The organism is Nocardioides sp. Bht2 (genome assembly GCF_047308515.1).
Lineage (GTDB): Bacteria > Actinomycetota > Actinomycetes > Propionibacteriales > Nocardioidaceae > Nocardioides.
This window is the reverse complement of the sequence record NZ_JBLBWI010000005.1, coordinates 182,066-206,773: the sequence shown is the minus strand read 5'-3', so window position 1 is coordinate 206,773 and position 24,708 is coordinate 182,066. Positions and strand designations below refer to the sequence as shown.

The 24,708-nt window shown below is 68.3% G+C and carries 27 protein-coding genes, 1 pseudogene and 1 riboswitch; of the genes and pseudogenes, 3 read left to right on the top strand and 25 right to left on the bottom strand.

The window, feature by feature from the left end; translation table 11 throughout:
• Positions 1–151 precede the first annotated feature (151 nt).
• The 4 genes from ACLM5J_RS09935 to ACLM5J_RS09920 form a co-directional block, all read right to left on the bottom strand.
• Positions 152–1,828, bottom strand: coding sequence for a DEAD/DEAH box helicase (locus ACLM5J_RS09935; RefSeq protein WP_413656247.1), 1,677 nt, complete (start codon positions 1,826–1,828; stop codon positions 152–154).
• A gap of 104 nt (positions 1,829–1,932) precedes the next feature.
• On the bottom strand, positions 1,933–2,178 hold the full coding sequence (locus ACLM5J_RS09930; protein WP_343995810.1) for a DUF3039 domain-containing protein: 246 nt from the start codon (positions 2,176–2,178) through the stop codon (positions 1,933–1,935).
• Between the two features lie 79 nt (positions 2,179–2,257).
• Positions 2,258–2,815, bottom strand: a complete 558-nt coding sequence (locus ACLM5J_RS09925; protein WP_413656246.1) for a YqgE/AlgH family protein — start codon at positions 2,813–2,815, stop codon at positions 2,258–2,260.
• Between the two features lie 43 nt (positions 2,816–2,858).
• Positions 2,859–3,386, bottom strand: a complete 528-nt coding sequence (locus tag ACLM5J_RS09920) for a hypothetical protein (RefSeq protein ID WP_413656245.1) — start codon at positions 3,384–3,386, stop codon at positions 2,859–2,861.
• Between the two features lie 171 nt (positions 3,387–3,557).
• Between ACLM5J_RS09920 and ACLM5J_RS09915 the strand changes: the two genes are divergently transcribed.
• Positions 3,558–4,250 (top strand): TetR/AcrR family transcriptional regulator, encoded by a 693-nt coding sequence (locus tag ACLM5J_RS09915; RefSeq protein ID WP_413656244.1) that lies wholly within the window; start codon positions 3,558–3,560, stop codon positions 4,248–4,250.
• On the opposite strand, the gene ACLM5J_RS09910 is transcribed toward ACLM5J_RS09915, so the two are convergent.
• The 5 genes from ACLM5J_RS09910 to ACLM5J_RS09890 form a co-directional block, all read right to left on the bottom strand.
• The gene (locus tag ACLM5J_RS09910) at positions 4,243–5,238 is read right to left on the bottom strand and encodes a DUF3048 domain-containing protein (RefSeq protein WP_413656250.1); all 996 of its coding nucleotides are present in this window, start codon (positions 5,236–5,238) and stop codon (positions 4,243–4,245) included. The two genes, ACLM5J_RS09915 and ACLM5J_RS09910, sit on opposite strands and share 8 nt — an antisense overlap.
• Before the next feature lie 93 nt (positions 5,239–5,331).
• Complete coding sequence (locus ACLM5J_RS09905) at positions 5,332–5,895, bottom strand: C40 family peptidase (protein ID WP_413656243.1); 564 nt, start codon at positions 5,893–5,895, stop codon at positions 5,332–5,334.
• A gap of 4 nt (positions 5,896–5,899) precedes the next feature.
• Positions 5,900–6,066: riboswitch (cyclic di-AMP (ydaO/yuaA leader) on the bottom strand.
• A 176-nt stretch (positions 6,067–6,242) separates the two neighbouring features.
• A complete protein-coding gene (fabG, locus tag ACLM5J_RS09900) occupies positions 6,243–7,022 on the bottom strand; it encodes a 3-oxoacyl-ACP reductase FabG (RefSeq protein ID WP_413656242.1) in 780 nt (259 codons plus the stop codon).
• Between the two features lie 56 nt (positions 7,023–7,078).
• Positions 7,079–7,495, bottom strand: coding sequence for an HIT family protein (locus tag ACLM5J_RS09895; protein ID WP_413656241.1), 417 nt, complete (start codon positions 7,493–7,495; stop codon positions 7,079–7,081).
• A 36-nt stretch (positions 7,496–7,531) separates the two neighbouring features.
• Entirely contained in the window at positions 7,532–7,735 is a 204-nt protein-coding gene (locus ACLM5J_RS09890; RefSeq protein ID WP_413656240.1) for a hypothetical protein, read from the bottom strand.
• 118 nt (positions 7,736–7,853) lie between these two features.
• Between ACLM5J_RS09890 and ACLM5J_RS09885 the strand changes: the two genes are divergently transcribed.
• Complete coding sequence (locus ACLM5J_RS09885; RefSeq protein WP_413656239.1) at positions 7,854–8,444, top strand: TetR/AcrR family transcriptional regulator; 591 nt, start codon at positions 7,854–7,856, stop codon at positions 8,442–8,444.
• 64 nt (positions 8,445–8,508) lie between these two features.
• Here ACLM5J_RS09885 and ACLM5J_RS09880 read toward each other — a convergent pair whose 3' ends face one another.
• From ACLM5J_RS09880 to ACLM5J_RS09855, 6 genes are all read right to left on the bottom strand, one after another.
• Positions 8,509–9,033, bottom strand: a complete 525-nt coding sequence (locus ACLM5J_RS09880) for a Dps family protein (protein ID WP_413656238.1) — start codon at positions 9,031–9,033, stop codon at positions 8,509–8,511.
• A gap of 88 nt (positions 9,034–9,121) precedes the next feature.
• Positions 9,122–9,580, bottom strand: coding sequence for a hypothetical protein (locus tag ACLM5J_RS09875; RefSeq protein WP_413656237.1), 459 nt, complete (start codon positions 9,578–9,580; stop codon positions 9,122–9,124).
• Between the two features lie 43 nt (positions 9,581–9,623).
• Positions 9,624–10,184, bottom strand: a complete 561-nt coding sequence (locus tag ACLM5J_RS09870) for a sugar O-acetyltransferase (protein WP_413656236.1) — start codon at positions 10,182–10,184, stop codon at positions 9,624–9,626.
• 19 nt (positions 10,185–10,203) lie between these two features.
• Entirely contained in the window at positions 10,204–11,946 is a 1,743-nt protein-coding gene (locus ACLM5J_RS09865; RefSeq protein WP_413656235.1) for a lipase family protein, read from the bottom strand.
• A 31-nt stretch (positions 11,947–11,977) separates the two neighbouring features.
• The gene (locus ACLM5J_RS09860; RefSeq protein ID WP_413656234.1) at positions 11,978–12,757 is read right to left on the bottom strand and encodes a hypothetical protein; all 780 of its coding nucleotides are present in this window, start codon (positions 12,755–12,757) and stop codon (positions 11,978–11,980) included.
• A 2-nt stretch (positions 12,758–12,759) separates the two neighbouring features.
• On the bottom strand, positions 12,760–13,989 hold the full coding sequence (locus ACLM5J_RS09855) for a hypothetical protein (protein ID WP_413656233.1): 1,230 nt from the start codon (positions 13,987–13,989) through the stop codon (positions 12,760–12,762).
• Positions 13,990–14,177: 188 nt separating this feature from the next.
• Here ACLM5J_RS09855 and ACLM5J_RS09850 point away from each other — a divergent pair, with 188 nt between their 5' ends.
• Positions 14,178–14,936: an IclR family transcriptional regulator gene (locus ACLM5J_RS09850; RefSeq protein WP_413656232.1), complete on the top strand. Its 759-nt coding sequence runs from the start codon at positions 14,178–14,180 to the stop codon at positions 14,934–14,936.
• Here the strand turns inward: ACLM5J_RS09850 and ACLM5J_RS09845 are convergent.
• From ACLM5J_RS09845 to ACLM5J_RS09800, 10 genes and pseudogenes are all read right to left on the bottom strand, one after another.
• Positions 14,923–15,510, bottom strand: coding sequence for a TetR/AcrR family transcriptional regulator (locus ACLM5J_RS09845; protein WP_413656231.1), 588 nt, complete (start codon positions 15,508–15,510; stop codon positions 14,923–14,925). The two genes, ACLM5J_RS09850 and ACLM5J_RS09845, sit on opposite strands and share 14 nt — an antisense overlap.
• Positions 15,503–16,126, bottom strand: coding sequence for a TetR/AcrR family transcriptional regulator (locus ACLM5J_RS09840; RefSeq protein WP_413656230.1), 624 nt, complete (start codon positions 16,124–16,126; stop codon positions 15,503–15,505). The genes ACLM5J_RS09845 and ACLM5J_RS09840 overlap by 8 nt, the downstream gene beginning before the upstream one ends.
• Positions 16,127–16,135: 9 nt before the next feature.
• The gene (locus ACLM5J_RS09835; RefSeq protein WP_413656229.1) at positions 16,136–16,510 is read right to left on the bottom strand and encodes a hypothetical protein; all 375 of its coding nucleotides are present in this window, start codon (positions 16,508–16,510) and stop codon (positions 16,136–16,138) included.
• Positions 16,511–16,550: 40 nt separating this feature from the next.
• Positions 16,551–17,207, bottom strand: a pseudogene (locus ACLM5J_RS09830) (ABC transporter ATP-binding protein); the annotation flags it as partial.
• 64 nt (positions 17,208–17,271) lie between these two features.
• Positions 17,272–18,024 carry an ABC transporter ATP-binding protein gene (locus ACLM5J_RS09825; RefSeq protein ID WP_413656228.1) on the bottom strand — a complete coding sequence of 251 codons (753 nt, stop codon included), beginning with the start codon at positions 18,022–18,024 and terminating at the stop codon, positions 17,272–17,274.
• Positions 18,021–20,201 (bottom strand): ABC transporter permease subunit, encoded by a 2,181-nt coding sequence (locus ACLM5J_RS09820; RefSeq protein WP_413656227.1) that lies wholly within the window; start codon positions 20,199–20,201, stop codon positions 18,021–18,023. Before ACLM5J_RS09820 ends, ACLM5J_RS09825 begins: the two co-directional genes overlap by 4 nt.
• Positions 20,202–20,210: 9 nt before the next feature.
• Positions 20,211–21,602, bottom strand: coding sequence for an ABC transporter substrate-binding protein (locus ACLM5J_RS09815; protein WP_413656226.1), 1,392 nt, complete (start codon positions 21,600–21,602; stop codon positions 20,211–20,213).
• A 51-nt stretch (positions 21,603–21,653) separates the two neighbouring features.
• Complete coding sequence (locus ACLM5J_RS09810) at positions 21,654–22,523, bottom strand: VOC family protein (RefSeq protein ID WP_413656225.1); 870 nt, start codon at positions 22,521–22,523, stop codon at positions 21,654–21,656.
• Between the two features lie 32 nt (positions 22,524–22,555).
• Positions 22,556–23,713, bottom strand: coding sequence for an acyl-CoA dehydrogenase family protein (locus ACLM5J_RS09805; protein WP_413656224.1), 1,158 nt, complete (start codon positions 23,711–23,713; stop codon positions 22,556–22,558).
• 57 nt (positions 23,714–23,770) lie between these two features.
• The gene (locus ACLM5J_RS09800; protein ID WP_413656223.1) at positions 23,771–24,643 is read right to left on the bottom strand and encodes an alpha/beta fold hydrolase; all 873 of its coding nucleotides are present in this window, start codon (positions 24,641–24,643) and stop codon (positions 23,771–23,773) included.
• Positions 24,644–24,708 lie beyond the last annotated feature (65 nt).

Below are 24,708 nucleotides of genomic sequence, written 5' to 3'. Positions count from 1 at the left end.
TCGAACCCCGCCGATCGAGCCTGTCGAGATCACCACAAACCGGTCTCGAACCCCGGTGATCGAGCCTGTCGAGATCACCGCAACCGGTCTCGACAAGCTCGACCTCCGGAACAAAGCTCGACCTCCGGAACAAAGCTCGACCTCGGGCCTGCTACGAGGTCTGACGCACCGCCCAGTCCCGGATCTTGTCGATCCGGGCCCGCAACTCGTCGGCGGTGGCGACCGCCGCAGCCGGGCCGCCGCACTGCTTGCGCAGTTCGGCATGGGTGATCCCGTGCGCCTGACCAGTGCGGTGGTACCAGGCGGCGACCAGGCCGTTGAGTTCACGACGCATCACCGCGAGCTGCTCATGGGTGCTGACCTCTGCCACCGTGTCGGCCTGCTTGCGCGGCACCTCACGCTGCTTGGCTGCCCTCTCGACCTGACGCGCCTTGAGCAGGTCGCGCACCTGGTCAGCCTCCAGCAGACCGGGGATGCCGAGGAAGTCCATCTCCTCCTCGGAGCCGACATGCACCTCGCCCGAGTGACCGAACTCGCCGCCGTCGTAGAGGACCCGGTCGAAGACCGCCGAGGAGTCCAGCGCCTCGAAGGAGCCGAGAAGATCGTCGGCCACACCCTCGCTGGCGTTGGCCGCGTCGATCAGGTTCTGCTCCTCGGCGAAGATGTCACCGTCGTCGTTCTTCTTCCGCGCCAGCACGTGGTCGCGCTCGACCTCCATCTGGGAGGCGTTCTCCAGCAGGTGCGGCACCGACGGCAGGAAGACCGACGCCGTCTCGCCCCGTTTGCGCGCACGCACGAAGCGGCCGATCGCCTGGGCGAAGAAGAGCGGGGTGGAGATCGTGGTCGCGTAGACACCGACCGCCAACCGTGGCACGTCGACGCCTTCGGAGACCATCCGGACGGCCACCATCCAGCGGTCGTTGGAGTCGGAGAACTTGGTGATCTTCTTCGATGCCGCCTTCTCGTCGGAGAGCACCAGCGTGGGGCCCTCGCCGGTGATCGCGCGCAGCAACTTGGCGTAGGCGCGCGCCGACTCCTGGTCCGAGGCGATCACCAGTCCGCCGGCGTCTGGCACGTGCCGCCGGACCTCGGAGAGCCGCTTGTCGGCTGCCTCCAGAACCGCCGGCATCCACGAACCCTTGGGGTCCAGCGCGGTCCGCAACGCGTGCTGGTGCTGATCCTTGGTCATCGGCTCGCCGAGGCGTGCCGAGAGTTCGTCTCCGGCCTTGGTCCGCCACTGCATCTCGCCGGAGTAGGCCATGAAGAGGACCGGACGGACGACGTGGTCGGCGAGCGCGTGCGAGTAGCCGTAGGTGTAGTCGGCCAACGAACGCGGGACGCCGTCATCGCCAGGTGCGTAGGTGACGAACGGGATCGGATTGATGTCGGAGCGGAACGGGGTTCCGGTGAGCGCCAGCCGACGGTGTGCCGGGTCGAACGCCTCGCGGACGCCGTCGCCCCAGGAGAGTGCGTCACCGGCATGGTGCACCTCGTCCATGATGACCAGCGTCTTGAACCGCTCGGTGCGCAGCCGCATCGCCAACGGGTTGACCGCGACACCGGCGTAGGTGACGGCGATCCCGACGAAGTCCTTGGAGGTCTTGCCCTGCCCTGCCGAGTAGGTGGGATCGATGGCGATACCCACCCGGGCGGCCGCCTCGGCCCACTGCGTCTTGAGGTGCTCGGTCGGTGCCACGATGGTGATCCGCTCGATCACCCGGCGGGCCAGCAGTTCGTTGGCCAGGATGAGTGCGAAGGTCGTCTTTCCTGCCCCCGGCGTCGCCACGGCGAGGAAGTCACGCGGCGAGCGCTCGAAGTACTTCGTCATCGCCGCCGCCTGCCAAGCGCGCAGCGAACCGGCCGTGCCCCAAGCGGCACGGTCCGGCCAAGCCGGAGTCAGCGCATTCGGTGGGACGACCTCAGGTCGTCCCGTCACTCGGCGTCCCCGCCCTTGGGCAGGCTCTCCCAGATCTCCTTGCACGTCGGGCAGACCGGGAACTTCTCCGGCGCACGCGTCGGCACCCAGACCTTGCCGCAGAGTGCGGTCACCGGGGTGCCCATGATCATCGCCTCAGTGACCTTGTCCTTGGGCGCATAGTGCGAGAACCGCTCGTGATCGCCCTCGTCCACCGGCACCGTGCGGCGGTCCTCGAGGACGTCGGTCTGGCCAAATCCGATCGGGTTACTCACGGGCTCCACTCTATGCCAGTCACCGGAGAACTCCGAGTCAGTCCACAGCCGGTGAGGTGTTCACCACTCAGTTGAGGCCAGGGTCCGCGGGCCGGGTCGAGGCCCAGGCCAGCTCGCCGGGTTGGCGGCGCAGAATGTGCCTGCGGAGCTCTTCGATCGCCTCGACGAAGGCGTCACCCGCCTCGGCCGGAACGACGTACCAGCTCTCCTCGGCGATCTCGTTCTCGAGCTGCCCGCTCCCCCAGCCCGCGTAGCCGACGAAGACCCGGAACGCGACGAGCGCGCCCTCCATCACCTCGACCGGCGTGTCGAGATCGACCAGCCCGAGATCGCCGACGATCTGCTGCCACCCGACGGGATCGGTCCCGGTCTCGCGGATCCAGCCGAGGGCCAACGCCCCGTCCACACCGACCGGGCCCCCGCGATGGAGTCGCCCCGGCTCGGAGGCCAGGTCAGCCCACTGCGGAAGCGCATCGGCGACCAGCAACGGCGTCGCCTGGTTCAGCACGATGCCGAGCGCGCCCTCCTCGTCCAGGTCGACGATCAGGACCACAGAGCCCGCGAAGTTCGGGTCCTGTAGGTCAGGTGCGGCAACCAGGAGGTCGCCGACACGGGGAAGTTGCATGTCCCCAGGATGCCGCTCGGCCGGGCCGACAGGCAAACCTCAATCAGGCGGCGAGGGCGGCCTTGAGTCGGTCCAGGAAGCCGCGCGGAGTCGGCACGACGGCGGCCGGAAACTGGAGCCCCTCACGCGCCTTGCGCTCCAGCAGTTCGCCGCGACGAGCACCGTGCGCGTCGAGGTCGAGCCGCGAGGCGAGGCCGGCCATCAGCGCCATCATCTGGCGCTCCTTGGCGCTGGCCGCCGACATCATCCGCTCCATCTCAGCGTCGGCGGGGTGGGCGCGGTAAGCGTCCAGGATCAGCCTGACGCCCGGCAGGTCGGCGACGGCGGCACGCCAGGCACCGACGACCGCGGCCTCGAGGTCGACCGGCTGATCGGCGAGCGCGGTCTCGATCTGGCCGGCCAAGGCGGTGTGCCAGCGGAGTTGGAGTGCACCGAGCAGGTCGATGTCGTCACTGAAGACGACGCGTGCGCCGTCGACGTCCCACGGCAGTTCGCCGTCACGGCGCAGGTCGGCCGTCTCGATGATGCGGCGAAGAACCTCGCCGCGGCGATGGAAGGTATCCCAGGTCATGGTGCCGTTCCTCTCGTTCACATACCGCCAGTACGTACTCAGAGTACGTAGACATACCGAGAGTATGCAACCGGAGTCGGCGTGACGTCGCGCACGCACCCGCTGCAGAGCGGAGCAAGCGACGGGCGAAGTTGTCAGACACAGGCGCGACGCCCGGCCTAGACTTCAGCAATGAGCAAATCCGCCGCCGCCAAGCGAATCCTCGCCGACCTCCCAGGCGCGAGTCGGCGACAGCAGTACTCGGCCTCGACCCGGCGAGCGCTGGTCGACGCCGCCGCCCGCCTCTTCACCGAGAAGGGTTACGCGGCCACCTCGCTGGATGCGATCGTCTCCAGTGCCCGGGTCACCAAGGGTGCGCTCTACCACCACTACAGCGGCAAGCAGGCGCTCTTCGAGGCAGTCTTCGAGCAGGTCGAACAGGCTGCGAAGAAGTCGATCAACCGCGCCGTCAAGGGCAGCAAGGACCCGTGGGAGAAGGCGCAGGCCGCGCTCAGCGCCTTCCTGCACGCCGTCCAGGAGCCGGGCTATCGCCGTGTCGTGGTCCAGGAGGGACCGGCGGTCCTCGGCTACGAGCGGTACCGCGAGCAGGAGGAGCACTCCTCGTTCGCGATCGTGTTGGACATCGTCAACAACGTGTTGAGCGCCGGCACCTGGGAACTCGACGAACCGATGATCGACACGTTCGCGCGGATCTTCCACGGTGCGCTGAACGCCGCCGGCGAGAGTGTCGCCACCGACCCGGACCCCGAAGTGGCGAGTGCCCGGGTCGAGGCGGCGATCGGCTTCATCCTCGCCGGCCTGCGCAGTCTGGTGGACCAGGGCGTCGAGTTCGCCGACCCTGGTACCCCCAAGGACGTCAGCTGAAGGTGACCTCACCACGGTCGGCGGGAACCAGCTCGATCCAGGTCTTGCCGGCCGGCACCTTGATCGAGCCCTTCTTCGTGCTGAGCTGGATCGTGCCGTCCAAGCCGTCCTTCTCGAACGTGGCCCGGATCGCGCGACCGTTGTGGAACAGGATCGCCTGACCCTTGCCCTCGAGCATGGTCTCCGGAACCGGGTTGCCGGCCGGGTCGCGGTAGCCGGCGTCGCCGATCCGAACCTTCAGCACAAGCACCGAGTCGGCGACGAACTCGTCGCCGTCAGCGGCGTAGGTGTTCTGGTTGTGGTAGCCACCGTCGGCGAACGCCCAGGTGGTGGTGTGGCTGCCGAAGCTCGCCGACACGTTCTTGCCGACCTGCCCCTTGGGCAGCTCGGCAGCGGTGCCCCACTGCAAGTAGTCGGTCGGGCGAGCGGCAGGAACCTTGGCGTTCTTGGCAACCACCGAAAGGTCGGCCATCACGTTGTACGGAGCACGCCGCGACGACTCGCGGCTCAGGCCGGGTGCTCCTTCCTGGTGGAACTTGACGCCGGCCTTGTTCAGTCGGGCGATGGTCTGACCGGCCGCGCCACTCGTCACCATCTGACCGTCGACCGGCGAGACGATGCCGATGTCCGAGGCGCGCATCGACCGGATCGGGCCCACCTGCTTGGGGAGTTGGCTGTAGAAGAAGACAGCGAGGCGGGTCAGGCCGCCCTCGACAAGCTCCTCCACCACCAGGTCGGCCTTGCCCAGGCCGACCTGCGGCGCGCTGCTGGCCGTGTTGTCGATCTTGGCCACCAACACCGGGTGCTTACGGTCCGCCGACTTGCCCTCGGGCAACTCCAGGCCGGTCAACGGCCAGGTGTCCGGCTCCGCCGGCGTCGAAGCGGCGGGCGACTCCGGCTTGGCGCCGGAGCCGTCCTTGTCGTCGCCTCCCCCGCAGCCGGCGAGCACCAGGCTCGCCAGGACAGCGGTAACAACAGCAGAGCGCATGGAACGCACAGGATTCTCCTCGGCAGGCGACAACTCGCCCACGATTTTGCAGTCCGCTACCAGGCTACGCGGGGAGGCGCGCCCAACGGTCGGTCAGCGACGCAGGGTGCCGGGGTACCAGGAGTTGGTCCACGGGCTGGCGATGCTGACCCGGCTGCCGGTGCTCGGCGCGTGCACCATCAACATCTTGCCGTGCTTGCGACCGAGGAAGACAGCAGCGTGGTAGACCCGACCTCCGCTGTGGAAGAACATCAGGTCACCGGGACGCATCGCCTTACGGGACAGGCGCTTGGTGAACGCCGCCTGGGCGCCGGACGTGCGCGGGATGGACTTGAAGCCGGCGCGGCGGAAGCTGTACTGGATCAGACCGGAGCAGTCGAAGGCGCTCGGGCCGGCCGCGCCATATCGGTACGGGTCGCCGATCTGCTTACGGGCGATGGCCAGGCCGGTCCGGGCCTTGCGCGAGACCGCGCGCTTGGCGGCCTTCCGCTTCTGGGCCTTGGTGAGCTTCTTGGCGGCGACCGAAGTGGTGGCGCCCTGCTCGGCAGCGGTGGCCGCGTGCGAGGAGGGCGAGCCCACCACGAAGACCGAGGTGAAGAGCGCCAGCGCAGTGATCAGCACGCGGGCAGGCATGAGCAGACGTTTGCTCGTAGACATAGCAAAGTTTCCTTTCCCACGCCTGTGAGGTGAGCTGTCGGGTTAGGGCTGGAAAGTGCCCCGCCGGGTCATCGCTGACGACGGCTTCACCCCGAGCGGGTCCGGATCACCGGACCACGCGTGGAACCTGTGGGTCCCCCACACCTGCCCAAAATTCTGTTGAGAATGCGGGCGCGTCCGGCCGGGCAGGACTCGGCGTTTGCCGGACACGCGATGATGGAGTTGTGCGGCGTGGACGATAAGCACGTCGTCGCGCGAGATCCAACTCCATACCCCATTTTGCGGGTGTGACGTTCGTCGCCACACCCGCTGTCAGGGTCCGCCTGATCCCCTCTCGGGAACGTCGATCACATGCCCGATCCGAGGCTGCTGCCTCCGTCTACATAGAGCGTCTGACCGGTGATGTAAGAGGCTTCGTCGCTGGCCAGGAAGGTGACCGCGGCAGCGATGTCAGCCGGGAAACCGACCCGGCGGACCGGGTTCCGCTCGGCGTTGAGCGCGCGGAACTCCTCGACGTCCATCTTCAGCCGGGCGGCGGTGGCGTCGGTCATCTCGGTGGCGATGAAACCGGGCGCGACGGCGTTCGCATTGATCCCGAACGGACCGAGCTCGATACCGAGCGTGCGAGTGAAGCCCTGGATGCCCATCTTGGCGGCCGAGTAGTTGGCCTGGCCCCGGTTGCCCAGCGCCGAGATGCTCGACAGGTTGACGACCTTGCCGTACCGCTGCTCGACGAAGTGCTTCTGCGCGGCCTTGGTCATCAAGAACGCACCCTTGAGGTGGACGTCCATGACCAGGTCCCAGTCGGTCTCGGTGAGCTTGAAGAGCAGATTGTCGCGGGTGATCCCGGCGTTGTTCACCAGGATGTGGATGCCACCCAACTCCTCGACGATCCGAGCTACCGCGGCGTCGACCGAGGCCGCGTCGCTGACGTCCGCGCCGACGCCGATCGCCCGCGCGCCGGGGACCGCCTCGGCCAGGCGAGCCGCGGCGTCCGAGGCGGCGTCGACAGCCAGGTCGAGGATCGCTACCGCAGCACCCTCCTCGGCGAACCGGGTGGCGGTGCCGAAGCCGATGCCGCGAGCGGCGCCGGTCACAACTGCGATACGTCCGTCAAAGCGCGCCATGTGTCGTCTCCTGGGTGATAGGCGTCAGTTGTGGCCTATCTAACCAAGTGCCGACCTCACCCTTGCCGAAGCGTCTGCCGCAACCGGGTCGCATAGTCGGCGCGTTCGGCCAGGTCGGCGTACTTGTGGCGCGGCCAGAAGAAGCCGCGCAGGCCGTCGCCCTTGGTCCGGGGCACCACATGGAGGTGCAGGTGCGGGACCGACTGGGAGACGACATTGTTGATCGCAACGAAAGAGCCGGTGGCGCCGTACGCCTCGACCACACCGGCGGCCAACCGCTGCGCCGCCGCCAGGAACGGATCGCGCAATCGGGCCGGCAGTTCGATCAGTGTCGCGTGGTGTGTCTTGGGAACCAGCAACACATGGCCTTTGAAGACCGGGCGCTGGTCCAAGAAGGCCAGCAGCTCCGGCTCATCGAGCACGATCTCCGCCGGAGTAGCACCGCTGACGATGGCGCAGAAGACACAGTCCATCTCCGCAGGCTAACCCCGCCGCCCTCCGCGGGTCTGTCAGCTGGCGCGGTGCGCTTCGAGAGCGGGGCTCAGACGCGGGAGGTAGAACGAGCGGACACTCTGGTGACGCTGGATCCGCTCACGACGGGTACCCAACGCGGTCACCACCAGGGCGACGGCAGCCACCACCACAGCGAGCGCGGTGATCACGAACAGCACATCGGCAACAACGGTCATCTGTTCTTGCATCTCGACGGTCATCTCCAGCAACCTTTCTACATCTGTAGTGCCTACATCCGTAGAATCTACTCCTGTAGAACGCAGCTTTCAACTCCGGCCTCGTGTGCCGCCGCCCACATCCGACTGATAGAAGAGGTTCATGCCGCGCCCAGCCTCCGACCGCCGGACACTGCTCCTCGACACCGCGATCACCGTGATCGCCGAACAGGGCCTGCGCGGACTCACTCATCGCGCCGTCGACCGCGCCGCCGGGGTCGCCGAAGGCAGTACGTCGGCCTACTACCGAACGCGGCGCGCGCTCCAACTCTCGGTAGCCCTCAGGATCACCGAGCTGCTGCGCGCCGACCTCAGTGAGATCGCCGACTCGATCCTCGCCCTCGAAGGCGAACACGAAGCCAGCACCGCTGCCGTGGTCCGCCTCTTCGAGACCTGGCTCGGCGAGCCGTCCCTCCTCCTCGCCCGGGTCGAACTCAGCATGGAGGCCGCGCGCGACCCCGAGCTCGCGCAGCCGCTGACCGAGGAACGCACCCGCGCGATCGAGCTGATCGCGCACGTGATCACCCGGCTCGGCGTCGATCGGGCCGAGAGCCGCGCCGCCACCGTGATCGCAGCGATGGACGGCGTCCTGATCGGCGGACTACTCCGCAGCGAGGACGAGCGGGCCACCTTCGTCACCGACTCGGTACGGCTGATCCTCGGCGAGGTGGCCGGCGCGCGCACCGCCCACTGAACACAGAAACGCCACGGCCGTCGAGAGGTCTCGACGCCCGTGGCGTTTGTCAGTCGGCGGGAGCTCAGCCGTTGATCGGACGCGGCTCACTCGACGTGGCGTTGCGGTTCTCCGCATCGATCAACCAGGCAAGCTGCTCCAGACGCTCGAGCACCGTGTGCAGGATGTCGGCGCTGGTCGGGTCCTCTGCGTCGACGTCGTCGTGCACGCGACGCGCGGTCCCCGCGGTGCGGTAGAGCGAGTCGACGATCAGGTCGATCGCCTCGCTGGTCATCACCTCGCCGGCCGGGAACTCGGCCAGGCTGGTGTTCAGCGAGACCGTCGAGGAACGGCCGTCAGGGACGGCGTACAGCGCACGCATCCGCTCGGCGACCGTGTCGGCGAAGTCACGGGCCGCAGCGACCACCTCGTCCAGCGCGAGGTGCAGGTCGCGGAAGTTCGGACCGACGATGTTCCAGTGGGCCTGCTTGCCCTGCAGGTGCAGATCGGTCAGGTCGACAAGCACGGCCTGCAGGTTGGCGGCAAGGGCGGGCGTGGCCTTGAAGGCAGGACGGCTGACGTGCTTGGTGGCGTGGGCGATGTCGGTCATCGCGAATCCCCTCCTGGGGTATGGCTCTCGTGGACGTTCCCCACTTAACCAGCTTTTCTGGAATGATTCCAGAGAGGGAAGGCTGCCCTCAGTTCTCGTCCTGGGCCAGAACCAGCGCCGCGCAGCCGAGTACCTGACCGACCAGCAACATCCACTGGGTCTGCGTCCAGGACTCCCCCACCAGGTCGATCTGCAGCGTCGCGCTCACCGCCACCGCGAACCCGGCGCACAACGCACCAGCGGCGCGACGATGCGCGCGCCGCGCCGCCGGCGACGAGAACGCCGAGGCGCTGAGCAGGAGCGCCAGCACGACGAGTGCGGCGAAGCCCACCTGCCCGGTCACCGCGGTGGCACGTTCCGCCCCGATGCCGGAGTCGTCCAGGACCCCCCAACGCGCGACGGCGAGCACGACCACCAGGCCGGTCATGACCAACGCCGCCAGCCGACGTCGGGTCAACGGCTTCTCCTCAGGTTGCCAGAAGACCACGACGCCACCAGCCAGCGCCGTCACACAGCCGAGCCATTGCACGAGATAGAGCAGATCCACGCCGAGGATCGTCCCAGACGACTCCGCGCGCGCGAAGCCGATCTCAGAGACGACGCGTGATCCGCGCCGGTACGCCGACGGCGACCACGTCGGCAGGTAGGTCTGAGGTGACCACCGCGCCGGCACCCACCACCGTGTTCTCGCCGATCGTCACTCCTGGGCAGACCACCACTCCACCGCCCAGCCAGACGTTGTCGGCGATGCTGATCGGCGCCGCCGACTCCCACTTGTCGCGTCGCGGTTGCGGCGCCAAGGGATGGGTCGCCGTGAGCAACTGGACCCTCGGTCCGAGCTGCACGTCCTGACCGATCGTGACCGCGGCGACGTCGAGGACCGTCAGTCCGAAGTTCGCGAACGAACGCGCCCCGAACCGGATCCGGCTGCCGTAGTCACAGTGGAACGGAGGCCGGATGAAGGCGTCCTCCCCGAAGTCGCCGAGCAGTTCGACGAAGAGCGCGCGCAACGTCTCGACCTGGGTCGGGTCGGCGCTGTTGATCCGGTGGCTCAACCGCTGCGCACGTTCCTGCAAGGCGGCGAGCTCCGGGTCGTCGGCCTGATAGAGCTCACCGGCCAGCATCCGCTCTCGCATCGACTTATCGCTCATGGAGCCAACCTACGCAGGCCTAGGACGGACAGGTGGTGCCTGCCGGTGCACCGGCGAACCGCGCCTCGGTCCAGGCCAACAGGTCGGCCACCATCGGCGAGGCCGAGCCGATCACGCTGATGTGGTCCTGCGCCGGGTAGCGCTGGTAGCGCAACGGCCCGCTGCCGCCGGCCGTGCACCGCGCGGCGACATAGGCGTCCTGGGCCGCCGGCGTGACCAGCACGTCGGCAAGCCCCTGAGCCAGGAAGACCGGTGCCGGGATCGGCGCATCGGGGGTGTTCTCCCGGAGCCGACGCCCCAGCGCCCCCGTGGTCGGCGATCGACGCTGATAACTCTGCGCCGAGGTACCCAGCGCGGTCACCACCGAGGCGATCGCCGCACGTTCGGCGAGGCATCTACTCGCCAACGACCGCATCGTGCGGCGAGCCGCCGGGCGTACGTAGCGGGCGAAGGCGACGTCGTCGTAGACGGCGGCATAGGCGCTGATCGCATACGCCGCGAAGATACCGCCGATGGAGGTGTCGTCCAGCGCCGTCACGAGGCGGGTCAGGTCGCTGGCCGGAGCCAACGCGGCGACCCCGGCCAGCTCGACGTCGGGAGCGTAGGTCGGCGCGGTCTGACCGGTCCACAACGCCGCGCCACCACCCTGCGAATGTCCCCAGACAACGGCCTTCTGAGCCAGTCGGAGCCCGTCGAGTCGGCGCGCGGCGCGGACCGCGTCGAGGACCGCACGCGCCGACGGATCGCCGATCAGGTACGGGTGCGGGCCGGGGGTACCGAGCCCGATGTAGTCGGTCGCGACGATCGCCCAGCCGCGTTCCACGACGTCGGCCGCCGCCGGCATCGCGCCGGCAGCGAGCGGCTCGGCAGCCAGCGAGGGGGCGCAGCGGCGGGCGACGCCGGTGGTGCCGTGCGCCCAGGCGACGACCGGCCGCGGCTCGTCCCGCTCGGTGGCGCTGACCACCACCAGCCCGCTGGAGGTGGCGGGCACTCCGTCGGATCGCGTGGTGGTGTAGAGGATCCGCCATCCGCGGGCCCCTGCCGGAAGGCCGCGAGTGAACGGCTCCGCACGCAGCAGCGTGCCCGCCTCAGGCTCGTCCTCGCCCGCTTCCGTGGCAGGCGGGGTGTAGAACGCGTCCACCTCGGGCTTGTCGTCGGAGAGCACACTGCTGAGCCCCGCAAGCCCCAGCACCAGAGCCAGGCTGAGCAGCGCCGTGAACAGCCGCGGGCGAGCCGCCTCCGCCTCGTTTCGCTCGCCCCGCACGGCGTCCCAGATCAGGCTGACTCCCCACCAGGCAACACGAATCCCGACCAACATCGCCAGGACGACCAGAGTGATATCCGGCCAGGAGAGGGCGAGGATGCCCAGCACCGCGCTGCTCACCGCGAAACAAGACTCGGTGATCCGGGCCCGGAGGCCGTGCCCGAGCGCCAGCACCCACCAACCGCGGAGGGCGCCGTCCGCGACCAGCGCGATGCCCACCACCACGGCCAGCGTAGTGATCGCGGAGCCCATCGCCACCAGCAGGACGAGTGCGGCCACGAGCAGGAGCCCACCGCGCACGTAGCCCCATCTCCGAGCCTCCGCCGCCCGGGCAGCAGCCGGCGGCGTCGCGATGTCGGCGATACCGATCAGGGCCAGACAGCCGGCCAGCAACCAGACCAGGATCTCCAAGGTGCTGAAAGGATGCGCGAGCAGGACCAGCCCCAGGGCTGTCGCCGCAGCGCCGACCCCGATGCTCCAGAGACGGTGGGCGTTCACGGGCTTCTTCTCCTGACCGAGGCGACGCTGTTCACAGCTCGTTGAGGATCCCGAGATCGGCGAGCAACGGATCCACCTGCTCAGGGCAGAAGGCGCTGACCACCCCCATCTGGAAGACCTGCCAGTCTCCCGCGCGCAACTGCGGCATCCAGGTGCGGAGCTGTTCGGGAGACGGCGTTCCGGCGGCGTAATCGAAAGCGCAGATCCTCCGGCCCGTGCGGACGAATGCGCGTGGACGGATCGAATCGAACGCCTCAGCATCGCCACCGAAGAGGTCGACGTAGAAGAACCGCGCCGCGTCGATCCGCGCCGTAGTGGTCGGTTCGTCCTTGACCGGATTGGCATAGGTCAGGCTGACGTACCTGTTCTTCGCGTCCGGGCAGAAACCACGGAGCGCGGCGAAGAAGAGCGGGACCGCGTCAACCTCGGTGATCTCGAAGTACCCGACCACGGCTTGGGCCTTCGTCAACTGCATCCCGCCGCCGCTGAGCGCCGAGCAGAGATAGCGGCCGGCCTCGGCGGCGAGTTCACGCTCCAACGTGGTGCCGGAACGGGCCCGCTCCTTGTCGAGCTCGGCCTGGAAGCGTGGCGTCCTGTCGAGGTAGACGTCCGGCTTCGTCGTCGCCTGCAAGGGCACAGCCGCGAGATCCTGGCCGAACTCCGGCGCCGGCCCGACGCCGTCCAGGATCGTCCAGATCTCGTCGACGGCCCGCTGGTCGATCGGCTCGATCAGCCTCATCCGCGATTCGCCGCACCCGGCAAGCAGCACCGACGCCAGCGCCAGCACCACCCACCAACCGCGCCGACGCACGGCTACCGCAGCACCTGGTAGGTGGTGGTGACCTTGTAGCTGTTGACGTTGAACCGGCTACCCGCCGTCAGGCCGGCCCACCAGATCAGGTACGGGCGATCCTTGGTCCGGTCGAAGATGACACTTGCCGGGGCGGTCTTGCCACGGTGTCCGCCCTTGCCGCGCAGGGACTTCAGCTTCGCCAACTCGGTCCGGTTCGGGCCCGCATAGCCCAGGTTGATGTAGTTGTTCCGGGCCTTGTTCGCGGGGGCGCCGTTGAGCGTCACCTGCACCGAGCGGTACCGGCCTTCGAACGCCTTCGGCAGGTACGCGCCGTGGTAGACGCTCACCACGCTGCGCTTCAGGCTGCCCTTGCACTTGGTCTGCGAGTAGAAACCCAGACCGCCTTTCGCTCGCCGGGCGAGCTTCGAGCACGGGCCGACGTACGGCTTGCCGCTGAGCGATGCGGCCGCGCTGATGGTGAAAGAGCTGGCCTTCGTGACGAGCCTCTTGCCCGAGACGACGACGGCGCCGTTCCAGGTGACCGAGTCACCGTCGTACTCCCGCGCCGTCACCTCGAGCGAGTAGGTGCCGGGAGCCACCGGCGTACCTCGGTTCGTGCGGCCGGTCCACGACACGCCGCCGGTCGAGTTGCCACCGATCACGTTCAACGCCCCGGCCACCTGCTTGCCGGCCTGGTTCCGGACACTCAACGCGATCTCGACAGTTCTGGACGAGTTCACGGTCACGTCGAGAGCGAGATTGTCGCGATAGCCGTCGGAGTAAGGGTAGAAGGTCGTCAACTGCTGCTTGACGCTGATCGCGACCGGGTACGGGTCGTACCGGAACGGCCGAGCGACCGCCCCGCTCACGGTGCCGGCATCCTCGGTGACAGCGGAGGCCGACAGGCGCAGCTCGTAGTTCCCCTCCGCCAGCCGCCAGGGGGCGACGAACGGCAACAGGATCCCGACACCATCCGGGCCCGCGGAGAAGGGGCCCTGGAACACCCCGCTGCCGACCACACCGTCGCCGGTCGACCGCCGGACCTCCCACGCGATCTCGTCGGGGACGACCGCAGGCGACAGACCGACGACCAGATCGGCGGTGGGCGCCGTCACCGTGGCCGGGAAGTCGAGCACCGAGATCACCAACTCGCCCGGACCGGGCGATGGTTCTTCGGCCTGCGCGGAGGCCAGGGTGAGACCACCACCGACGAGCGCGATAGCGAGGGCGAGCGAGAACAGGCGGCGCACGAGATCCTCCGAGCAAGGTGAACACGACAGACGAACAACCGAGCTGGGACCTGCTCAGCACGCGAAGCGGCAGTCTAGCCATCGCTCTTCACCTCCGTTCAGGGAATCTGCGACCTGCCCACCCGTTGCGAGTTCGTGTGACGCTGGTTACGATCTGACCGAACGCTCGATCAAAAGTGGAGGTAGCGATGCCAGTGATGGATCGGGTCGAGGCGGCCCCGAACGCGGTCCTCGAACGAGTCACCGTGCTGCTGGACACCTTCCAGGGCGCCTCGTCACTGACCCTCTCCGAGATCACCCGCCGCTCCGGGCTCGCCCGTTCCTCGGTCCATCGGTTGCTCGAGCAACTGGTCGCGCTCGGCTGGGTGACCCGCAACGGCACCCGTTACGAACTCGGGCTTCGGATGTTGGAGCTCGGCACACTGGTCCTGCACCACCACACGGTGCGCCAGGTCGCTGCCCCCTTCCTGCACGATCTCCACCGCGCCACCGGGCTGGCGGTCCATCTCGGCGTTCTCGACGGCGCCGACACCGTCTACCTGGACCGGGTCGGCAGCCTCGGCGCCGGAACCCTCCCCAGCCGGATCGGCGGCCGGATGCCCGCCCACGCGAGCGCGATCGGGAAGGCGTTGCTTGCTGCCGCCAACTGGCGCCCCAACGCCGAGAAGATGGTCGCGCTGACGCCGCGGACCATCACCCAGCCCGATGTCTTGATGCGTCAACTGCACGGGATCCGTCAGTCCCAGATCGCCTGGGAGAAGGAGGAGTCGGTCCCCGGTATCTCCTGCGCGGCTGTCGCGGTCCGCGCCCAGCAGAGCGCGGTCGCGGCGCTCTCGGTGACCGGCCGCTCCGGCGCGGTCACCGAGAAGGTGACGCCCTACCTACGCACCACCGCGCAACGGATCGGTCAACACCTCTCCGACGCGGGCTACGTCACCGCACGCTGAAGCCGTCGAGCAGGAGTGAAGCGAGCTGGTCCGCGATCTCGCGGTGCTCGGCCACCAACCGCGGCCGGTTCCAGGCCACCGTCATCCAGGTGAGGTGGCTCATCACCTCGCGCGCGTGCTCCGCGTTGACGTCGGCCCGCAGCACCCCGGCGACCACACCGGCGGTGATCACCCGGCGCCACTGGGCCTGGGAGGCTGCCGCCTTCGCGAGGAAGAGCTCATAGTTCGGCAGCGAGGACTGCGCGGTGACCTCCTTGCCGTAGATCTCGGTGGCATGAGGATGCCGGGACGCCACCTCGATCGAGGTCCGCACGATCTCGCGGATCATCAGGTCCGGCGCCAGTCCGGAACCGGTCGCCTCCAACTTCGCGTACGCCTCGGCCAGTTCATCGAGGAACCGGTGCAGGATCGCCGAGGCGATCGACTCCTTCGACGGGTAGTAGTAATAGATCGTCCCGGACGACATGTTCATCGCCTGGGCGATCTGCCGGATCGTGGTGCCGGCGACACCGCGGGTGAGGAAGAGCCCACCCGCCACACTGAGGATCCGTTCGCCGCGCTCCGGGTCAGCCACCCTGGACTCCTTCCGCCGACGCCACCCGGGCCGGATCGGTGCGATACCCGTCGAGCAGGATCTTCACCACCTCGTCGGCCAACTGCGGATACTGCTCGGCCAGGACCGGCCGATACAGCTTCACGGTCAGCCAGACCGTCTCGCTCAACGCCCTGGTGAACTCGTGCACGTCCAGATCGGTACGGAACTCCCCCGACTCGATCCCGGCGGCAGCCAACCCGTGCCAGAACGCTTCGTTGTGGAGTACCGCCGTCCTGATCCGGTCGACGTCGGGAAGGAGGTCGAGGTTCTGGAACTCTCGCAGATAGGTCTCCGTGGCCCACGGATGCGCCGCGGAGACCTGGAGCGAGACCCGGACGAGCTCACTCGTCCGCGCCCGAACAGGCGCCTGGGACTTCGACAGCTGGATGTAGGCGGACTCCAGGTCCATCAAGAACCGGAGGACCAACTCCGAGGCGATCGCCTCCTTGGAACTGAAGTGGTGATAGAGGCCGCCGAGGCTCATCTGCGCCTCGTCCGCGATCTGGCGCACCGTGGTCGCTGCCACTCCGAACTCACTGAAGAGTCGACCGGCAGCGACCAGAATGCGAGGGGAAGGTGTCGGTTGCCAGGTCACCGGAGCAGGCTATCGGCCACCAGCGAGGTCGCGCTGCTCATGTACCAACCGGAGCAGCCAGAAACGCAGGAAGCGCTGCATCGAGATCGCGACGTGGATCCCGATCCCGACCACCCCCAGCAACAGGCCGAAGATCGCCAACACCAGCAACTCCATCTGGTCGCGGAGATCCGAGGCCCCGGTCGCGCCTTGGTAGGCCAGCAGGACGACGACGCCGCCCGCCACACAGAGCAGCAGGCCGAGCAGTCGGACCAGCTTGTCCCGGTTGCCCAGACCACTGGAGGCGCTCAGGCGCGAGAGCTCAGCAGCGAACGCATCTTGCGCCGACGCACTCAGTACGCCGCCCTGGGTCGTGGTGTCGTCGGCCGAAAAAGCAGTGCTCATAGGGAGATCCTGTTCTTGAGAACGAAAAGTAGGGACGGCGTCAGGACGCCGCGGCGGACGGCCCTGCGCCACCGCCGAGGTACAGCTCGGCCAGCACATCGGCGATCTGGTCCGGCTCGCCGGAAGAGACGACCCGGCCGTGCGCCAGGACGACGGCCTGGTCGGCGATGCCGAGGATGTCGTGAACGAACTGCTCGACGAGCACGATCGTGGAGCCGGCTCGGGCCAGTTCGGCCACGTGTTCGTAGAGCGACTCCACGATCTGCGGGGCCAAGCCCATCGAGAGTTCGTCGATCACGATCAGCGGACGCCGCAGGACCACAGCACGAGCCAGAGCCAGCATCTGCTGCTCGCCACCCGACATCGTCCCCGCCAACTGGTTGCGCCGCTCGGCAAGCTTCGGGAAGACCTCGAACGCATGCTCCTGCAGGCGTTTCGCCTCGCGCCGGTCGCGGGCCAACAGGCGCAGGTGTTCAGCGACGCTGAGCGTCGGGAAGATGCCCCGCCCCTCCGGGACGGTCGCCACCCCGGCCCGCGCCAGGCCCTCCGGCCGAGCCCCGGTGACGTCGACACCGGCCACCAGGACCTGCCCGGCGGTGGGCCGAAGCTCACCCGACAGCACCCGCACCAGCGAGGTCTTCCCCGCGCCATTGGCGCCGAGGATGCCGAGCACCTGACCGGGTTCGACGGTCAACGAGACCCCATGCAGGACTTCGATCTGGCCATAGCCCGCGCGGATCTCCCGCACGGCAAGCATCGGTCTATTCACTGCCACCTCCGGCAACGCTCGTACTTCCCAGGTAGGCGGCCTGCACCGCCTCAGACGCACGCACCTCGTCCGGTGTCCCGAGCGCGACGACCTGTCCGTGGTCGAGCATCACGACGGTGTCGCAGAGCCCCATCACGAACGGCATGTCGTGCTCCACCAGAGCGATGGTGAGCCCGTCGTCTCGTGCCAGCGTGCGCAGCAGTGTCGCCATCTGCGCCGTCTCGTGCTCGTCGAGGCCCGAGGCCCCTTCGTCCAGGAGCAGGAGCCGTGGCCCGGTAGCCAGGGCTCGAGCCAACTCGACCAGCCGCTGGGTGCCGGTCGGCAGCTCGTCGGCCAGGACGGAGGCCACCGCGGTCAACCCCAACCGCTCCAACAAGCCGTCAGCCACGCTGCGCGGCCGCACCGAACGGTCCCAGCGTCGTCGGGACTCGGCACCGACCAGCAGGTTCTCGCGCACCGACAGGGTCCCGAACACCTCCAGTCGCTGGAAGGTGCGGGCCAAACCCATCGAGGCCCGGCGCTGCGGCGTCGCCGTGGTGACGTTGCGGCCACCCAGCTCCACCCGTCCCGCGCTGGGCCGCTGGATTCCGGCCACCACGTTGAAGAGGGTCGTCTTGCCCGCACCGTTCGGACCGATCAATCCGGTGATCGTGCCGGGTTCCGCAGTGAACGACACGTCGTCCAGCGCCTTCAGTCCACCGAATCGCACCGAGACGGACGACACCTTGAGTAGAGCCGACGTCATAGCGTCACCCTCAGTTCCTGTTCCATGCCGATCACCTGCGCCGGTGTGAACGGCGCGTCCAGACCGGCGGAGGTCAACGGGTCCCGGACGCCGGAGCGACGGTCCTCCAGCAGGGTGGTGACCGTTACCGCGGCGACGGCCACCACGATCACCAGCAGGACGGCGACCCCTCCGGGAATCTGCAACCAGGCAACGGCGAACCCGGCGACGGTGGCGCTCGCCAGCAGCACGATTCCCCGTGCGGGGTGGCGCCGGAAGAGGTCGGCGAACATCGGGATCTGACCACGGGGCATGTCGATCAGAGCCAGGACCGCGAGGCCTGGAGCGAGCAACTCGAGCGAACTGGTGAAGGAGCCCGGTGCCCAGTCCTGGACCAGGGTGGAGAAGAGCACCGTCACCATCGCCGCCGCCATCGGCGAGCTGACCGTGCCGACGCCCATCACCATCATCGACAGCACCAGGGTCAGGCCCAGCACCATCGGGAACTGCTCCACCGCGGCGAACCTGGCCCCCTGGGCCAGCAGCCCTCCACCGATACCCGCGATCACGCCGGCGAGACCGAAGACGCTGGCCTTGGTCCAGAGCAACCGGACGCCGACACATGCTGCCGCCACTTCGCTGTCCCGCAGGGCGATCAGCCGGCGACCGTACGGGCCACGACGGACCGCGACCAGAACCAATGCCAACAACAGGTAGAGCACAGCGGCGTAGACGAGGAACAGCCGGGAGTCGGTGAGGTCCGCGCCGAGGAAGTGCAGTTCGCTCAGCCGGCGTTGGTTGCCCAACACCTCAGGCTGCTGGAGCACCAACGCACCGAAGACCACCGCGAAGGCGACCGAACAGAGCGCCATCGAGAGGCCGCTCAGGCGCAGAGCCGGGAGCGCAACGACCATCGCGACGACCCCGGTCGCGGCACCTGCCAGCAGCAGCGAGGTCACTCCCCCACCGGCCCAGAGGCTGACGAAGGCACCGACCCCCGCCAACGCCAGCGGCGCCAGGAAGGGGATCCCTGCCCACCCCATCAGCGGGACCATCCCCAGCAGGATCACCGCCAGCGCGACGCCGTTGGCGAGTCGACCGACCAACACGTTGCTGGCGAAGAGCGCGGCCACGACAGCGAGCGAGAGCAGGATGCCGCTCCAGATCACCACGGTCCGGTTGCTCGGCAGCCGCTCGATCGGGTAGCTGCGCAGGGCACGTCCGGTCGGCAGTTGCGCTTGCGGCAATGCCAACAGCACCACGAAGAGCGCGATCAACGGCAGGTTGGAGGGGACGCCGATCCAGCGCCCCTCGAAGTTCAAGAACAGGGTCGAGAAGGTCAACGACAGCCCTACCAGCAACGCACCGAGGTAGGCCATCGAGATGCTGCGCAGCCGACCGAACATGGCCGCGGCGAACGAGTTGATCACCAACAGGGTCATCGCTTCGACGCCCATGTTGCCGACCTCGGGGGCGATCAGGATCCCGGCCGTCGCCGCGGTGACCGCACCGATCACCCAGGCGAGCGAGGAGATCCGTGCGGGACTGATCCCGTTGAGGGCAGCCAGATTCTCGTTGTCGACCGCCGCCCGCATCGCGACGCCGAGCCGGGTCGCACGCATCAACAGGTGCAGGACGATGGCCAGGCCGAGCGTGATCGCCAGAGTGATCACCCGCGACCAGGTCAACACCACCCCGGCGATCTCGATACCGCCGATCCCGCCCAATGGCTGAATCGGATAGGAGTTCTGAGGGCTCCAGATCAGCCGGGCCACCCCCATCAGGGCGACCATCAGGCCGACGGTGCCGATCAACCGCATCATCATCGGCGCGTTCTTCAGCCGTCGCATCAGGGCGACGTCCAGCAGCAGGCCGAGCAGGGGCGCGACCACACCGATCACCAGCACCAGGGAGAGCCAGAGCGGCAGCTCCTGGTTGACACTCAGTTCCCAGAAGACGAAGGCGCAGAACATCCCGATGGCGCCGTGCGCGAAGTTGAAGATCCCGGTGGCCGCGTGGACCACGACGAGCCCGGCCGCGTTGATCGCGTAGATCGCGGCGACCGGTAGTCCGAAGACGAGGAGCTGAAGCAGCGTCTCCCCGGTGACCGGGGTGCCGGCCCAGGTCGAATGAACGACCAGGCCGAGCACCCCGGCAACGAGGATCAACGGCACCAGACGACTGGTGTGGTTGGTCATCGTGCTCGACTACCCCTTGAACGCAGTCGCGGGGTCGATGGTGACCGACTCCAGGTCGCCGCAGTGGAACTCACCCTCGGCGGCCGGGAAGGCGCGCTTCCAGGTGCCGTCCTTGCCGAGCTCGACGAAGGCACTGCATACGCCGGCCTCCTTCGCCGACGGCGTCACCTTGCCGATCATCCCGTCCGCGTCGAAGTCCTTGACCGCGTCCAGGGCCGCGATCAGGTTCGCCCGGGTCAGGCCGTTGACGCCATGCTGGTCGACGACCGCGTTGACGGCGTCGGCGAAGAGCATCCCGTCCGCCCAGGAGAGGGCAGCGAACAGGTTGTGGGTGTCGACCGAGTCGGTGAACTCCTTCATCGCCGGGTTGGCGGCTGCCTCTTCGAACGGCAGGTGCGGGACCGGGACCACGGTGCCGGTCCCGACCGCGCCGGCGGCCTCCACGAAGGCGGGGTCGTAGCAGGAGGTGCAGACCCAGTGCTTGACCGAGTCGACGCCCTGCGCCGCGGCTTCCTGGCGCATCTGGATCAGGCCCGGGAAGGGCGCGCCCCAGAAGACGAACTCGGACTTCTTCGCCTTCAGCGAGGCGGCACGCGGCGTGTACTGAGCGCTGGTGTCGGGCGACTTCACGCCGATCATCTGGTCGATCGCCATGCCGTCGTCGGCCATCACTTGGAAGGCCGCGACCGACGTCGCCACTGTGGCCACGCTGTCGACCGAGAGTACGAACGAGCCGTGGGTCTCGCCGCCGGTGGCATCCTCGAGGTAGTCCGAGATCGCGGTCGACCCGGTCAGCTCACGCTTGCCGTCGCTCGCCGGGCACGGGTCGCCCGAGGGGCCGAAGAGGTAATACGAGGTGTCGTTGCAGTACTGGGTGGCGTAGAGGCCCAGGGTCTGCAACTGGGGCTGGCCGGTGACCTTCCCGGCGGCGTCCTTGCACTCGGCCAGCGGGCTGGCGTCGGCAGCGGCGAGCATCGTGTCACCGACGCTGGCGAAGGCGTTCTCACACGACGAGATCATTGCGTTGCGGGACTCGGTGGGGTCCATCTTGGAGTCGTAGGCCTTGACCTCGATCTGCCGACAGGCCAAGCCGCCTGCGGCGTTGACCGACTTCGCCCACGCCTTGACCGCGTCCACCGAGCCGGTCGCGAGACCAGGGGCGGCGGGCGCGCCGGTGTCCGCCGACACCTGGATGGTGATGGTGTCTGCGGTGACGCCGGTCTCGGTCGCCTCCAGGGTCTCGGTGGCGCACTTGGCGTCGACGGTGGCACTCGGTGCCGGGGTGCTGGCGCCACCGGCGGCGCCGTCGTTGCCGTCGTTGCGCTCGGCCTGGCCACAGCCGGCCAGGACCAGCAGTGCGACCGCGCCGACCGCGGCCGGCTTGGCGAGTGATCGAATCATGGTTCTCCTTGGTTGGGTGTCACCGAGACTGTTGGGCTGGAACGGTGAAGCTCAGTCGGCCGGCGGCGGCGTGAAACGGTGCCCCCAGAACGCGCCTTCGGCGATGCCGTAGACCGGCCGCCGGGTCTCGATGCGCTCGCCGTCGAAGCCGAGTTCGACGTGGTGGCCTTCCGGCGAATAGACGTAGAAGGAGACCATCCGGTCGTTGGTGTGCCGACCGAGGGTCTGCATCATCGGAACGCCCATGTTGTAAGCGCGGTCCAGCCCGAGGCCGACGTCGTCGAGCGTCGCCGCCTCAACCATGAAGTGGTTGAGGCCCGGCGCCGCGCCCGGAGCAAGCCCGAGCGAGTGCTGGCGGGGGTTGCAGCCGAGGAAGTAGTACCGCCCGTCGAGGCCGGGGATGTCGAGGACGTTGCGCTCCTCGAACCCGAGCACGCCGCAGTAGAACTCATAGGCGACCTCGGAGTCGAGCACGCTGACGATCACGTGGCCCAGGCCCTGGTCGCCGGTCACGAACTTCGAGACCGTCGGTGTCTGTACCGGCGCGAAGTCGTAGATCGGGCCCCAGAACAATTCGTTGGGGTTGCCGCTCGGGTCGAGGAAGCGGACGAAGCCGGTGACCGCACGCAGCCGGCACTCCTCGGGCGTGCCGACCTCGACCTCGATCCCGTAGGCCTCGATCTTCGCAGCCATCTCGGCCATCTCGTGACGGTCGTTCACCTCCCAGCCGACCGCGGCGAGTCTGGACTCCTCGGCCGGGGAGAGCACGAAGCGGGCCGGGTACTCGTCGATCCGGTAGCTGAGGGCACCGGGGGTGGTGCCTTCGACCTCCATCAGGCCGAGGAAGTCGCGCATGAAGGGCTGCCAGGCGTCGGCGTCGGCGATGTCGAGGCGCAGGTAGCCGAGGGACAGGATGGGCATGGTTCTTCTCCGTCGCTAGAGGTGAGGGGCGGTCAGACCGGGTAGCTGACGACGTCGCCGGTCAGCCAGTCGCCGACCTGCGGCAGGATGAGGTCGGGCACGTTCATCGCGTGGTGCTGACCCGCGTGGACATCACGCCAGACCCGCTGGATCGGGCTACTCGACTTGATCGATCGCGGGCCGCCCGACAGGTACGCCTTGTCGGCCGCGCTGACGGCGAGGTTGACCGCCATGATGTGGTCGCGCTTCGCGCGGTGACGCAGTCGCAGGGTGACCTCGTCGCCGGCCGCCAGCGTCTCCACGACCGTGCCGAGGTTGTGCTGCAGCGCCAACAGCGCGAGGTCGACCTCGGCATCCGCCTCGGCGAGCCGGGCGTGGGTGATCGGGAGCGGGCTGTAGGCCGGGGTCGCCGCACGACGTTCGCGGAGCGGCTCGATCGCCTCGTCGACGGTACGGCGCGCCATTCCCACCAACGGCACTACGACGGCGTTGAGGAAGATCGTGTACCACGGGATGGAGAACAGCTCCGAGGTGTTGACCTCGCGGCCGGGGCAGTCGAGCCGATAGAGGTCCTCCACGTCCATCGACCGGTAGTCGGGGACGAAGGCGTCCTCGACCACGATGTCGTTGCTGCCGGTGCCGGCGAGACCGTTCGTGTCCCAGACATCCTCCATCCGGTAGTCACCCTCCGGGAGCAGGAAGTGCCGGTAGACCGGGGCACCGCCGTCACCCTCGTCGCTCATCCCGCCGACGAAGGTCCAGGTGCTCTGCGGGCTCCCCGAGGAGAAGCTCCAGCGTCCGCTCAGCCGGTATCCGCCCTCGACCTTGGTCGCCCGACCGGCCGGGCCGTAGGAGGAGCAGATCCAGGTGTCGTGGTCCTCGCCCCAGACCTCCCGCTGGGCCCGGTCGTCGTAGAGGCCGAGGTGCCAGGAGTGGATCCCGACCACGCCGGTCACCCAGCCGGCCGAGCTGGAGAGCCGGCCGATCTCGTACATCGCCTGGTTGAAGACGCGGGGATCGGCCTCGTAGCCGCCGTAGCGGGCGGGCTGGAGCAGCCGCATCACGCCGGAGTCGCGCAGGATCTTGGTGAGGTTGTCACTGAGCCGACGCTGTTGGATCGAGGCCGTCTCCTCGGCGCGGATCTCGTCCGCGGCGGCGGCGATGCGGTCAAGCACTTCGTGCGATGTCATGGGTCCTCCGTTGCCAGGTTCTGTGGGTTCCGCGCTGTCAGCCGGGTTCGACGGGCGTCAGCGGGTGAAGAAGTCGATGCAGGACTGCTCGAAGTCGTGCTTACGCTCGACCTGGGCCCAGTGGCCGCAGTCGGAGAGGACGAGCAGGTCGGCGCGCGGCATCCGCCGGGTGCCGAAGAAGGCACCTTCGAGCGGGAGCATCCGGTCGTCACGACCCCAGATCACCAGGCTCTGGTGCTGGAGTTGGGCGAGCCGCTGGAGCAGCGGCGCCTGGTCGGTGGGGTTGCCCAGGGAACCGAGGATCGAGCGCATCCGCTCGATGGCACCCGGCGCCTCGGCCATCGCGAGCCGCTGGTCGATGAGCTCGTCGGTGATCATCGCCGGGTCGTGCACCATCGACTCCACCCAGCTGATCATCGCTTCCCGTGACGGATTGGCGACGTAGCCGAAGAGCCGCTTCGCGCCTTCGGACTGCGGCGGGCCGAAGACCTCGGCGTAGAGGCCGCCGGGCCCCATCAGCGCGAGGCGGTCGAAACGCTCCGGAGCGAGCAGCGCGGCGGTCAGCGTCACCCAGCCACCCATCGAGTTGCCGATCACGTGGGCCTTGTCGATGCCCAGGTCGTCCATCGCCCGGATCAGCGCCTCGGCGGCGTGTTCGGGGTAGGGCCGTGTCCACTCCTGGGTCGGGCTGACGCCGAAGCCAGGCATGTCGAAGATGTAGGTGCGGAAGTGCTCGGCGAAGACCGGCAGGTTGTTGGCGAAGTTCGACCAGCCGCTCACGCCGGGCCCGGAGCCGTGCAACATGATCAGGTTCGGGCCGTCGCCGGCCACGTGGTAGTGCAGACCGTCGGTGGTGGTGGGGCTCTGCGCGGTGGACTCGTAGGTCAGGGGCATCGTCGAGATCTCCAGGGTTCGTGTGATGTGCAGCACGCGAAACCTAGGCAGGACCCCGATCAGGGAGGAAGGAATCTTCCCGAGGAGCAGGAGACTTTCTC